The following is a 12,491-nucleotide window of genomic DNA, read 5'->3' as shown; positions in this document are numbered from 1 at the left end:
AGAAGCCATAGTAGCCACTAAATCTGCTATTTTACTTCCTTTTGTTATATGATTTAAAACAGATAGGTTAGAAAATCCTGGAGAACGGAATTTAACACGGTATGGGTTTTTAGTACCTGTACTGTTAATATAAACACCTAATTCTCCTCTAGCAGCTTCCACACGTTGATAATATTCTCCTTTTGGTAATTTAATTACTGCTTTTGTTGCTGCTTTAATTTCTCCTTCAGGAATATTATCAATTAACTGTTCAATTATTGACAGAGACTCCCATAATTCCATAATTCTAACCTTATATCTAGCTAATGTGTCTCCTTCAGTTAGTAATGCTTCTTTAAAATCAACTCTATCATAAGCACTATATGGATGAAGTTTTCTAACATCACTTGAAAGACCTGAACCTCTTGCTACCGGTCCCGTTACACCATAAGAAATGGCATCTTCTTTTGTTAAAATACCAACTCCTTTTGTTCTTTTTTGAAAGATAACGTTACCAGTTAATAAACGGTCATATTCTGGAATTTTAGTTTTAAAATGTTTAATAAAGTCCTTAGTTCTTTTTACAAAATTTGGATGAATATCAAACATTAATCCACCTGGAGCATTATAATTCATTGTTAAACGCGCACCACAGGTTTCTTCAAAAATATCGTTGATATATTCACGATCTCTAAACGCATAAAAATAAGTAGTTAAAGCACCTAAATCCATTCCCATTACTCCCCACCATAAACAGTGCGATGCAATACGGGTTAATTCAGAAATAATAGTTCTAATAACTTTAACACGATCACTAACTTCAATTTCTAAGGCTTTTTCAACTGCTAAACAAACGGCTTCATTATTTATATTTGAAGATAAATAATCCATTCTATCTGTTAAATGAACAACTTGTTGATAGCTATCACGTTCACACATTTTTTCAATAGAACGATGAATATATCCTAAATCTGGTTCTACATTTTTAATAATTTCGCCATCAATGGTTAATAATAAACGTAAAACGCCATGAGCTGCAGGGTGTTGAGGTCCCATATTAACGAAATACTCTTCCGTTTTAATTTTTGTTTCTAATTCTTGATTTGCCATGGATATACTTATTTGATAATCATATTAGCTTCATCTACATAATCTTTTCGTAATGGGAAACCATCCCAATCAGGTGTTAAGAATAAGCGTCTTAATTTTGGATGATTATTGAATTTTATACCGAAAAAATCGTAAACTTCTAATTCGTGAAATTCTGCAGTTTGCCAAATATCATGAACAGAATCTAATGTTGGATTTTCTCGATCTTCTGTTTTTACCTTTACTACTATTTCATGTTTAAATTCAGTTGAATTTAAATGATAAATAACACCAAGTTCTTTACCCCAATCCATACCAGTTATACAAAAAGCATAATCAAATTTTAGCTCTTTATTTGATTTTAATTGACTGCAAACGGCATGAAGTTGTTCTTTAGGAACTATAACATTTAAAAATTCAGATTCTTCTGTTGAAAATTCTAAATTTTCTCCTAAGGTGTTTATGATATTTTGTAAATCTTCGTTTTTCATTTTATCTTTTGCTTAAATTCAAACTTTTCCTTCGTCAAAACCATCAATAGGATTGATTTTATGCTTCATGTTTTCAGTTTTAATTTTTTGTTGTAGCATAATCATTCCTTCCAATAATGCTTCAGGTCTTGGTGGACAACCAGGAATATAAACATCTACAGGAATTACATGGTCTGCTCCTTTAATTACAGAATAAGAATTATAGTAAAAAGGGCCTCCTGAAATTGCACAAGCTCCCATAGCTATCACGTATTTTGGTTCTGGCATTTGATCATATAACCTTCTTAAAACAGGTCCCATTTTGTTTACAATAGTTCCTGCAATAATAATAAGGTCGGCTTGTCTAGCAGATGGTCGAGCAACTTCAAATCCAAATCTAGAAAAATCGTGTTTTGGAGCTCCAGTTTGCATCATTTCAATGGCACAACAACTAGTTCCAAAATAAAGAGGCCACAATGAATTTGATCGACCCCAGTTAATAACACTATCTAAAGTGGTAACAACAAAATTTCCACCATTACCACCAGGGATAACTTTCCCTGGAAAATCTTCAGGTACAACTTGTTTTAGCCCGTCTGCTTCAAATTGATTTAAAAATCGTTTTTTTTCTACTCCCATCTTAATGCACGTTTTTTATAGGCATATAATAATCCTAAACCTAAAATAAATATAAATACAATTATTTCAACTAAGGCAACAGTTCCAACTTCTTTGAAAACCACGGCCCAAGGAATTAAAAATGCTACTTCGACATCAAAAATTAGAAATAAAATAGCAAATAAATAATATCCTACATTAAATTGAATCCAAGTTGGACCAATAGTTGGAACACCACATTCGTAAGGTTCTCTTTTTTGAGGATTATCTGATTTATGTGAAATTAAATTCGATAAAAAGTTTGCACCAACAACTAAAACTATCGCTGCAAGTAAAAATACAATAATGGCTTCTGATCCCATTTTTTATACACTTTTTTATTAGAGGGTAAAATTAAATGAATTCTATTAACTGTTAACTGATATAAATCAGCTAAAGATGTAATTTTTATTACTTAACCTCATAGGTTTCTCCAGCAAAAAATAAATCGTCAGTTTTTTTGAATTTTGAATTTGCTTTAACTTGTCTCGTTAAGGCATCTTCACGTTCTTCTAGAGTAACATCATCAAAACTTCTAATGATACCTGTTGCTATAGGATATTCTAATCTAACTAACATTTGGTGTAATGTAGGATCTTGTTCTTTTGCATTGTGTACCAATAAATCTTCTTGGGTAATGCCGTTTTCACCTATAGTTACAACCTCTAATTTTAAACCATTTAAAACAATCCCTTTGTTACGTTCTTTACCAAAAATCATTGGTTTACCGTGTTCAAGAAATAGTTGCATATCTTCTTTTACTTTTTTATCGGTAAATTTAGTATAACAACCATCATTAAAGATTACACAATTTTGTAATACTTCAACCAATGATGTTCCTTTAAATTTATGTGCATCAATAAATATTTGAGCCATTTGTTTTGGAACATTACCACCAATTCTTGCAAAGAAACGAGCTCCAGCGCCTAATGCTAATTCACCAGGAACAAATGGAGGTTGTGTATTTCCGTAAGGAGATGATTTTGTTTTTTGGCCAACTAATGAAGTAGGAGAGAATTGCCCTTTTGTTAAACCGTAAATTTCATTGTTAAACAAAATAATATTTAAATCGATATTTCTTCTAAGTACGTGAATAAAGTGATTTCCACCAATAGCCATTGCATCACCATCACCAGTTGTAATCCAAACACTTAAATTTGGATTTGCTAATTTAACTCCTGAAGCAATACCAGGTGCTCTACCATGAATGGTATGCATTCCATAGGTATTCATATAATAAGGAAAACGAGATGAACACCCAATTCCTGATATAAATACTACATCTTCTTTTTTAACTCCCATTTCAGGAAGTGCTTTTTGCATGGAACGTAGAATAACGTAATCATCACAACCAGGACACCATCTTACTTCCTGATCACTTGCAAAATCTTTGAATGTATATTTTTGTTTTGTAACTGTTTCCATAATTATTCTACTAATTTTTTAAATTCTGCTATTAGTTCATTATTTCCAAATGGTAATCCTTGTATTTTATTGTGTTGTGAAACTTCTAATCCGTTAAAATTAATTTTTAAAACATTGGCAAATTGACCATTATTTAATTCACAAACAATAATTTTTTTGAATCTTTTTAATAATTCTTCCGTGTTTTTAGGGAGTGGATTAATATAGTTGAAATGTGCAAAACCAATATTTTTGTAACCTTCTTCATTTATTTGTTTTACAGCTGAATGTAAAGAACCATAAGTTCCTCCCCAACCAACTACCAATAAATCTCCTGAATCAGCAAATTCTGTTTTAATATTTGGAATGTAATTTTGAACTCTCCTGATTTTCTCAGCCCTAATTTCTGTCATTTTTCCATGATTCTCAGGATCTTGAGAAACATTCCCAGTAATACCATCTTTTTCTAAACCACCAACTCTATGCTCTAAACCAGGTGTTCCAGGAATTCCCCAATGACGAGCTAAAGTTTCTTCATCTCTATCATAAGGATGCCAATTTTCAACAACTTCTTTAGTAATATTATTTTTAATTTCAGGTAAATCATCAACACTTTGAATTTTCCAAGGAGCAGAACCGTTTGCAATGTAACCATCTGTTAATAAAACAACAGGAGTCATATGTTCTAAAGCAAGTTTTGCAGCTTGAAATGCAAAGTTGAAACAGTTAGCAGGTGTACTTGCAGCAATTACAACTACAGGGCTTTCACCATTTCTACCATACATTGCTTGTAATAAATCTGATTGTTCAGTTTTAGTTGGTAAACCAGTTGAAGGCCCACCACGTTGAACATTTACCACAACTAAAGGTAATTCCATAATCATGGCTAATCCTAAAGCTTCACCTTTTAAAGCTAAACCAGGTCCCGATGTTGTAGTAATAGCTAAATCACCGGCAAATGAAGCTCCAATAGCAGATGAAATACCTGCAATTTCATCTTCAGCTTGAAATGCTTTTACACCAAAGTGTTTATGTTTAACTAACTCATGTAAAATATCAGTAGCTGGTGTAATAGGGTAAGAACCTAAAAATAATTCCAAACCAGATTTTTCAGCAGCTGCTAAAAACCCCCAGGCTGTTGCTGTATTCCCCATAATAACTCTATAAGTACCAGGATTCATTTTTGCAGGAGAAATAGTATATGCATTAGGAATTAATTCTAATGTTTCGGCAAAATAATATCCAGCATTCAATACTTTTGTATTTGCTTCAATTAAATGTGGTTTTGTTTTGAATTTTTTATTAAAAAATTCAATAGTATGTTCTTTCTCTCTTCCATACATCCAATAAACCATTCCAAGAGCAAACATATTTTTACTTCGTGTAATTGATTTATTATCTAAACCTTCCACTCCTTTTAAAGTTTCTTTGGTTAAGGAAGTCATAGAAACTTGAATAACTCTATAATTTTCAAGACTATGATCTTCAAGTGGATTAGAAGTGTATTCAGCTTTTTCTAAATTCTTTTTTGAAAAGGAATCGGTATCAACTATAATAGTGTGCCCTGGTTTTAAGGCATATAAGTTAGTTTTTAAACCAGCAGGATTCATTGCTACCAATAAATCTAAATTATCACCTGGTGTACTAATTTCTACACTACCAATATGAACTTGAAATCCTGAGACGCCATATAAACTTCCTTGAGGAGCTCTAATTTCTGAAGGATAGTTAGGGAAAGTAGCAATGTCATTTCCAAACATAGCTGAGGTATCAGTAAACTGTGTTCCTGTAAGTTGCATTCCATCACCTGAATCGCCAACAAAACGTATAACAACTGCCTCAATTACTTCTGGTTGGAGTTTTTCTTTAGTTGTAACCATAATATATGATAATTAAAAAATTTTATTTAAATTTATACAAAATAATTTATACTCAAATAAATTAAGTGTCAAATTTAAATTTACTTTTTAGATTAGTAAATGACTTTTGTCACATAAATTTGTTTAAAATTATATATTTTTGTCAAATAAATAATTATTAAAAATAAGTAAACATGGCTATTATAATAACAGATGAATGCATTAACTGTGATGCATGTATTTCAGAGTGTCCAAACAATGCAATATACGAACCAGATAGTGAATGGGCGTATGCAGATGAAACTTCATTAAGCGGTACGGTAACAACACCTAGTGGTGAAGAAGTTGATGCTGATGAAATGAATGAAGCAAAATCTGATGAATTTTACTTTATTGTGACTGATAAGTGTACAGAATGTAAAGGTTTTCATGATGAGCCTCAATGTGCTTCTGTTTGCCCAGTTGATTGTTGTATTCTTGACGAAGATCACGAAGAAACAGAAGAACAATTATTGGCTAAAAAAACTTGGTTACACGGGGAATAATCTTCTCAAATTTAAACATAAAAAAGCAACTCAATTGAGTTGCTTTTTTATGTTATATCATACGGTATTAATCATTTAATTTTAATACAGCCATAAATGCTTCTTGTGGAATTTCTACATTACCAACTTGGCGCATACGTTTTTTACCTTTCTTTTGCTTTTCTAGTAATTTACGTTTACGAGAAATATCACCACCATAACATTTTGCAGTAACATCTTTACGTAATGCTTTTACGGTTTCTCTAGAAATTATTTTTGCTCCAATAGCTGCCTGAATAGGAATATCAAATTGTTGGCGAGGAATTAATTGGCGTAGTTTTTCACACATTTTTTTACCAATGTTGTATGCATTATCTGCATGAATTAATGCTGAAAGTGCATCTACAGAAGTTCCATTTAATAAAATATCAACGCGTACCAATTTTGAAGCTTTTAAGTCTATTGGATGATAATCAAAAGAGGCATATCCTTTCGAAACCGTTTTTAAACGATCATAAAAGTCGAATACAATCTCAGCCAAAGGCATATCAAAAGTTAATTCAACACGTTCTGTTGTTAAATAAGTTTGGTTGGTTATTTGTCCCCGTTTTTCTATACATAAACTCATTACTGACCCAACAAAATCTGCTTTTGTAATTATTGTAGCTTTAATATATGGTTCTTCAACACGATTTAATTTTGAAGGTTCGGGTAAATCGGAAGGATTATTTACTAACAACGGTGTATTTGGATGTTTATTAGTAAATGCATGGTACGATACGTTTGGCACCGTTGTAATTACAGTCATGTCAAACTCACGTTCTAAACGTTCCTGAATGATTTCTAAATGTAACATTCCTAAAAAACCACATCTAAATCCAAAACCTAATGCGGCAGAACTTTCAGGGATAAATACTAAGGAAGCATCATTTAGCTGTAATTTTTCCATAGAATTACGTAACTCTTCGTAATCTTCAGTATCAACAGGGTAAATACCAGCAAATACCATTGGTTTTACATCTTCAAAACCATCAATTCTATTTTGAGTTGGGTTGTTGGCATCCGTAATTGTATCACCAACTTTAATTTCACTAGCTGTTTTAACACCTGTAATTAAATAACCAACATCACCTGCTTTTATACTTTGTTTTGGAATTTGTGTTAATTTCAGGGTTCCAACTTCATCAGCATTATATTCATTTCCCGTAGCTATAAATTTAACTCGTTGTCCTTTTTTAATTTCACCATTCATCACTCTAAAATAGGTTTCAACACCTCTATAAGAGTTATAAACTGAATCAAAAATTAAAGCTTGTAAAGGTTCATTAACACTACCTTTTGGAGCAGGAACTCTTTCAATAATGGCTTTTAAAATATTTTCTACCCCAAAACCTGTTTTTCCACTTGCGTGAATAACTTCTTCTGGGTTGCAACCTAATAAATCTACAATATCATCGGTAACTTCTTCAGGATTTGCACCCGGTAAATCAACCTTATTTAAAACGGGTATAATTTCTAAATCATTTTCTAATGCTAAATATAAGTTTGAAATGGTTTGTGCTTGTATACTTTGCGCGGCATCAACAATTAGCAAAGCGCCTTCACAAGCAGCAATAGATCTTGAAACTTCATAAGAGAAATCTACGTGTCCCGGTGTGTCAATTAAGTTTAAAACGTATTCTTCACCTTCATAGGTGTAATCCATTTGAATGGCATGACTTTTAATAGTAATTCCACGTTCACGTTCTAAATCCATAGAATCCAATAACTGAGCTTGTTCTTCACGAGCTGTAGTAGTTCCTGTAAAACTTAATAACCGATCGGCAAGTGTACTTTTTCCGTGATCAATATGTGCAATTATGCAAAAATTTCTAATGTTTTTCATACTTCGTGTTCCTGTCTACAATATTTGCGCAAATATAACGAATTAAGTGTTCGAAATTAACGATATCATTAAATGTTTGTTAGTCAACCCAATCAGCTAAAAATAAATTGGTATCGTGTGTTCCGTTGTTGTTTCTGTTTGAAGAAAAAACTAGTTTTTTACCATCATAAGAAAACATTGGAAAAGCATCAAAAACACCATCGTAAGTAATTTGCTCTAAACCTGTTCCATCAATGTTAACCATAAACAAATTAAAACTAGTTTTTGATTTGTGGTTTGATGAAAAAATCACTTTTTTTCCTGAAGGATGGAAAAATGGTGCCCAGTTTGCATTTCCTAAATTGGTGATTTTAGTTAATTCACTTCCATCAACATTACATATATATAATTCCATATTTGTAGGTTGTACTAAACCTTTAGCTAATAAATCTTTGTATTCTTTAATTTCAGTAGCTGTTTTTGGTCGTGATGAACGAAAAATTAATTTTGTGCCATCAGGCGAAAAGAAAGCACCACCATCGTAGCCTAATTCAAAAGTTACTTGCTTCACATTAGAGCCATCAATATTCATCGTGAACAATTCTAAATCACCAGTTCTAGTTGAAGTAAATACAATTTTATCACCTTTGGGAGATACTGTTGGTTCGGCATCATACCCTTTTTCAAAAGTTAATTGTTTTAACTGATTTCCTTTAGTGTCAGCTACAAAAATATCGTACCCTTCAAAAACTGGCCAAATATATTTGTTCCCATAATCTTCTTTTTTAGGAACAGGCGGACAATTTGTATCCGCTAAATGTGTGGAAGAATAAATGATAGTTTCATTTCCAGGTAAAAAATAACTACAAGTTGTTCTTCCAGTTCCTGTACTTATTAGTTGTGGTTTTTGACCTTTACTTAAATCATCAGTAATATTCATAGTGAAAATTTGGTCACAGGATAATCCCCAAATATTATTTGCTTGAAACACTAATTTTGTATCATCAAAACTCCAATATGCTTCAGCATTATCACCTCCAAAAGTTAATTGTTTTATATTTTTTAAATGTTTTTCTTGCGGATAATGAATTTTATTCACAATTTTTGTTGCACCAGAAGTTCCATCATGATTAGAACTTTTTTTAGAAGATTTACATCCGAAAAAAAGGACAGCAAAACATATTATTGATAATTTTAGTTTCATAATTTCTATATTTAAAAATTCAAAAATACAATTTTTATAAATGAATTTAGAAATAATTTTAATTCCGTAATTTTGCATACTTAATTTTTTGATTTGGTAAAAATAGGAGACATAGAATTAAATGATTTTCCGTTGTTGTTAGCACCAATGGAAGATGTAAGCGATCCACCTTTTAGAGCGTTGTGTAAAGAACAAGGTGCTGATGTGGTTTATACCGAGTTTATTTCTTCGGAAGGCTTAATACGTGATGCTGTGAAAAGTAAAAAGAAGCTTGATATTTACGAAAAAGAGCGCCCAGTTGGGATTCAAATTTTTGGTTCAAATCTTGAATCTATGTTGAAAACGGTTGAAATTGTTGAGCAATCAAAACCAGATATTATTGATATTAATTTTGGTTGCCCTGTAAAAAAAGTGGTAAGTAAAGGTGCTGGAGCTGGTATTTTAAAGGATATTGATTTAATGGTGGAATTAACCGAAGCGATGGTTAAACACACGAATTTACCAATAACTGTAAAAACCCGATTGGGATGGGATGAAAGTTCAATTCAAATTGTTGAAGTTGCTGAACGTTTACAAGATGTTGGTTGTAAAGCAATTTCTATTCACGGTCGTACACGTGCGCAAATGTATAAAGGGGCTGCAAATTGGGCGCCAATTGCCGATGTGAAAAATAATTCTAGAATGCATATCCCTGTTTTTGGGAATGGCGATGTAAATACACCTGAAAAAGCTATTGAAATGCGTGATAAATACGGTTTGGATGGCGCTATGATTGGTAGGGCAAGTATTGGAAATCCTTGGTTTTTTAAGCAAGTGAAATACTTTATAGAAACAGGTAGCTATTTACCTGAAATAACCATTGCTGAACGTGTTGAAATGGCTCGTAGACATTTACAACTAGAAATAGATTGGAAAGGTATAGAAATTGTTGGAGTAATGGAAACACGTCGTCACTATACTAATTATTTTAAAGGAATTCCTCATTTTAAAGAATATCGTTTAAAAATGGTAACTTCAGATTCTGCGCAAGATGTTTATAATGTTTTTGATGAGGTTTTACAGAAATTTGCTTAGAGTTTTAAAAATCGTAACTCTGAACTTTATTCATAGTCTTACCATTTAATTGTTATAAGAACTCGAAACAGTTTCAAGTTGAAGCAGATTTCACGCCTGATAATCTTTTATAAGATTTTAGAGTATTAAATCTATTCATTCAATTTTAGAACTGAAAATTAATGTAATTCTATTGATGAATATATAGTTTTGGCTTCCTTAATGTATTTTTTGTATAAATTTAAAGGGGCAAAAAAGTAAACGGAATAAATATTCCCATTTGCACTAAAATTATATTCAATTTGGTGTATTTTTTTATTATTAAATTGATAAATAACATCTAAAATTTTAACTTTCCCATAGTTATTTTGACTACTTGAAATTTTTACAATACTTAGAGATGTTTTTTTCTTAGTTAAATCTACTCGTTTTATAAAAAAATCATCTAAAGAACTGTAATTAGATAATGATGTTTTATAAATTGAAAGCTTTGTTTCTGAAAAATTTCGAGTGGCTTTATTTCTATTTTCAATTGTAAATTCTCCTGAAAAACTTAATTTAGCTTGTGATTTTGGGGCTAATTCAATTATTTTATTAGGAAAAGGAGTTTTAAGTATTTTCCATTTTTTAGAATAAGTAATTGTTAGTAAGCTATCAGTATATATTTTTGTTTTAATTTTTTGAGCTTGTAAAGTAAGTGAAGACACTATTATTAATAAAAATACTTTTTTCATTGCTTTTTTTTCAAAAGTAAAAAATTTTATTCAACTAATTTTTTAGAAATTCTACTACTTGCAATTTGTGAAGCTAAAAAACCTAAAACTAGTATGGTAATAATTACTGTTATAACATTTAAAAATGTTAATTCAACGGGATAAGGTAAGCTTTGAGTTATCATAAATAATTGATACTTTTTTTGAAGTAAAATTAAAATTATACCAGAAGTTAATCCAATAAATAACCCAAAAACAGATAGTAAAAAGCCTTGAAAAATAAATATTCGTTTAATATCTTTTATTGTTGCTCCAACACTATATAATGTTTTAAGGTTGTCTCTTTTGTCTAAAATCATCATAATTATTGCGCCAATAACATTAAATAACGCAATAATTAAAACTAATGTAAAAATTAGATAAGATACCAAATTTTCAGTATTCAACATTTTATAAAAAACAGCATTTAATTGTTCACTAGTTTCTACTTTAAATTCTTTGCCAAGTTTATTTTTTAATTCAGTAGTTAATAAATTCCGCTTGTTATAATTAGTTGCTCTTATTTCAATTCCGGAAATTTTTCCAGGTCCATAACTTAATAACTCTTGTGCTAGTTCTAAGGAAGTAAATGTAAATTTTTTATCAATCTCATCGGTTAATGCAAAAATACCAATAGGTTGTGTATTAATTTTATTGAAAGCGTTTATAGGGTTTGTTATATATCCTTTTCCAGGCTTAGGAACATAAATTTTTAAAGGTTCTAAAAAGTTAAAAATACCTACAGATAAAGTATTTGAAATTCCATTACCAATAACAACTCCTAAAGGAATTTTTTCATCTAGCCAAGTACCAACATATACTGTAGTATCAATTCGGTTAACATGTGTAAAATTAGTATCTACACCTTTAATATAAGCAACATGGGTTTTTTTATTAAATTCAAAAAAAGCACGTTCCTCTATTACTTTAGAATAGGATGCTATTCCTTTTTGATTGTCTAAAATGGTTTGAATAGTTGAATTAAATTTAAACGATTTTCCTTTAACTGAAGTAATTTTAATATCAGGGTCAAAGGTATTTATTAAACCAATGCTAAAAGTTCTTAACCCTGAAAACCCAGAGAGCACAATAAATAAAGCCAAGGTTCCAACAACAACACCAATAGTAGCAATAAGCGTTATAATGTTAATAGTGTTGTTGCTACTTTTAGAAAATAAATATCGTTTAGCTATGTATAAAGGAAAATTCAAATTATCTTTTTTGCCGCTTGTCTAATAGTTCTGGATTTTTAATTGGATTTCCTTTTTTCCCCTGTAGTGCATTGTCAATGTCTTCAATATAATCTAAACTATCATCAATAAAAAAAGAAAGTTCAGGCATACGTCTTAACTGATTTTTAGTCCTTTTAGCCATTTCATAACGTATAGAGGAAGTATTTTCTTGTACACCTTTTAAAATTAGTTCTCTTTTGATTTGAGGAAAAACACTTAGGTATACTTTTGCTTGTCCTAAATCAGAAGTTACATTTACTTTGGTAACAGATATAATTACTCCTTTCATTCCATCTTGTGCAGCGTGTTGTAAAACATCGGCTAAGTCTTTTTGTAAAACACCTGCAATTTTCTTTTGTCTGTTTGTTTCCATAGTGCAAAGATAATAGTTAAAAGTACATAAA

At 30.8% G+C, this 12,491-nt stretch carries 13 protein-coding genes; 2 read left to right on the top strand and 11 right to left on the bottom strand.

All coding sequences use genetic code 11. The annotated features are described in order from the left end of the window. The 6 genes from QM495_RS08980 to QM495_RS08955 form a co-directional block, all read right to left on the bottom strand. Positions 1-1,089: NADH-quinone oxidoreductase subunit D (locus tag QM495_RS08980; RefSeq protein ID WP_408671770.1), on the bottom strand; the 1,089-nt coding region annotated here is incomplete at its 3' end. A gap of 8 nt (positions 1,090-1,097) precedes the next feature. Then, positions 1,098-1,559 carry an NADH-quinone oxidoreductase subunit C gene (locus QM495_RS08975; protein ID WP_408671769.1) on the bottom strand — a complete coding sequence of 154 codons (462 nt, stop codon included), beginning with the start codon at positions 1,557-1,559 and terminating at the stop codon, positions 1,098-1,100. Positions 1,560-1,577: 18 nt separating this feature from the next. Beyond that, positions 1,578-2,177: an NADH-quinone oxidoreductase subunit B gene (locus QM495_RS08970; RefSeq protein WP_408671768.1), complete on the bottom strand. Its 600-nt coding sequence runs from the start codon at positions 2,175-2,177 to the stop codon at positions 1,578-1,580. Continuing rightward, positions 2,168-2,518, bottom strand: coding sequence for an NADH-quinone oxidoreductase subunit A (locus QM495_RS08965; RefSeq protein WP_408671767.1), 351 nt, complete (start codon positions 2,516-2,518; stop codon positions 2,168-2,170). The genes QM495_RS08970 and QM495_RS08965 overlap by 10 nt, the downstream gene beginning before the upstream one ends. Before the next feature lie 88 nt (positions 2,519-2,606). Next, positions 2,607-3,620, bottom strand: a complete 1,014-nt coding sequence (locus tag QM495_RS08960) for a 2-oxoacid:ferredoxin oxidoreductase subunit beta (protein WP_408671766.1) — start codon at positions 3,618-3,620, stop codon at positions 2,607-2,609. A gap of 2 nt (positions 3,621-3,622) precedes the next feature. Beyond that, a complete protein-coding gene (locus tag QM495_RS08955) occupies positions 3,623-5,479 on the bottom strand; it encodes a 2-oxoacid:acceptor oxidoreductase subunit alpha (RefSeq protein ID WP_408671765.1) in 1,857 nt (618 codons plus the stop codon). Between the two features lie 173 nt (positions 5,480-5,652). Between QM495_RS08955 and QM495_RS08950 the strand changes: the two genes are divergently transcribed. Next, entirely contained in the window at positions 5,653-6,003 is a 351-nt protein-coding gene (locus QM495_RS08950) for a 4Fe-4S dicluster domain-containing protein (RefSeq protein WP_408671764.1), read from the top strand. A gap of 67 nt (positions 6,004-6,070) precedes the next feature. Here the strand turns inward: QM495_RS08950 and lepA are convergent, their stop codons facing one another. Continuing rightward, complete coding sequence (gene lepA, locus QM495_RS08945; RefSeq protein WP_408671763.1) at positions 6,071-7,867, bottom strand: translation elongation factor 4; 1,797 nt, start codon at positions 7,865-7,867, stop codon at positions 6,071-6,073. Between the two features lie 79 nt (positions 7,868-7,946). After that, positions 7,947-9,050, bottom strand: coding sequence for a TolB family protein (locus tag QM495_RS08940; protein WP_408671762.1), 1,104 nt, complete (start codon positions 9,048-9,050; stop codon positions 7,947-7,949). Positions 9,051-9,143: 93 nt separating this feature from the next. Here QM495_RS08940 and dusB point away from each other — a divergent pair, with 93 nt between their 5' ends. Continuing rightward, positions 9,144-10,124 (top strand): tRNA dihydrouridine synthase DusB, encoded by a 981-nt coding sequence (dusB, locus tag QM495_RS08935; RefSeq protein ID WP_408671761.1) that lies wholly within the window; start codon positions 9,144-9,146, stop codon positions 10,122-10,124. A gap of 158 nt (positions 10,125-10,282) precedes the next feature. Here the strand turns inward: dusB and QM495_RS08930 are convergent, their stop codons facing one another. Genes QM495_RS08930 through rbfA form a run of 3 tightly spaced genes read right to left on the bottom strand, consistent with a single transcriptional unit; the run spans position 10,283 to position 12,460 of the window. Further along, complete coding sequence (locus QM495_RS08930) at positions 10,283-10,837, bottom strand: hypothetical protein (protein WP_408671760.1); 555 nt, start codon at positions 10,835-10,837, stop codon at positions 10,283-10,285. Positions 10,838-10,863: 26 nt separating this feature from the next. Further along, complete coding sequence (locus tag QM495_RS08925) at positions 10,864-12,066, bottom strand: ABC transporter permease (RefSeq protein WP_408671759.1); 1,203 nt, start codon at positions 12,064-12,066, stop codon at positions 10,864-10,866. 1 nt (position 12,067) lies between these two features. Next, positions 12,068-12,460 carry a 30S ribosome-binding factor RbfA gene (rbfA, locus tag QM495_RS08920; RefSeq protein ID WP_408671771.1) on the bottom strand — a complete coding sequence of 131 codons (393 nt, stop codon included), beginning with the start codon at positions 12,458-12,460 and terminating at the stop codon, positions 12,068-12,070. Between the last annotated feature and the right edge of the window lie 31 nt (positions 12,461-12,491).

The organism is Lutibacter sp. (assembly GCF_046055765.1).
Lineage (GTDB): Bacteria > Bacteroidota > Bacteroidia > Flavobacteriales > Flavobacteriaceae > Lutibacter.
Note: the sequence above shows the minus strand (reverse complement) of the source record. Positions and strands in the feature narration are given on the sequence as shown.

Bases quoted from the DNA above. Each gene is read 5' to 3' on its own strand.
- QM495_RS08975 (WP_408671769.1), bottom strand. From the start codon at position 1,559: ATGAAAAACGAAGATTTACAAAATATCATAAACACCTTAGGAGAAAAT.
- QM495_RS08970 (WP_408671768.1), bottom strand. From the start codon at position 2,177: ATGGGAGTAGAAAAAAAACGATTTTTAAATCAATTTGAAGCAGACGGG.
- QM495_RS08965 (WP_408671767.1), bottom strand. From the start codon at position 2,518: ATGGGATCAGAAGCCATTATTGTATTTTTACTTGCAGCGATAGTTTTA.
- QM495_RS08960 (WP_408671766.1), bottom strand. From the start codon at position 3,620: ATGGAAACAGTTACAAAACAAAAATATACATTCAAAGATTTTGCAAGT.
- QM495_RS08955 (WP_408671765.1), bottom strand. From the start codon at position 5,479: ATGGTTACAACTAAAGAAAAACTCCAACCAGAAGTAATTGAGGCAGTT.
- QM495_RS08950 (WP_408671764.1), top strand. From the start codon at position 5,653: ATGGCTATTATAATAACAGATGAATGCATTAACTGTGATGCATGTATT.
- lepA (WP_408671763.1), bottom strand. From the start codon at position 7,867: ATGAAAAACATTAGAAATTTTTGCATAATTGCACATATTGATCACGGA.
- QM495_RS08940 (WP_408671762.1), bottom strand. From the start codon at position 9,050: ATGAAACTAAAATTATCAATAATATGTTTTGCTGTCCTTTTTTTCGGA.
- QM495_RS08930 (WP_408671760.1), bottom strand. From the start codon at position 10,837: ATGAAAAAAGTATTTTTATTAATAATAGTGTCTTCACTTACTTTACAA.
- rbfA (WP_408671771.1), bottom strand. From the start codon at position 12,460: ATGGAAACAAACAGACAAAAGAAAATTGCAGGTGTTTTACAAAAAGAC.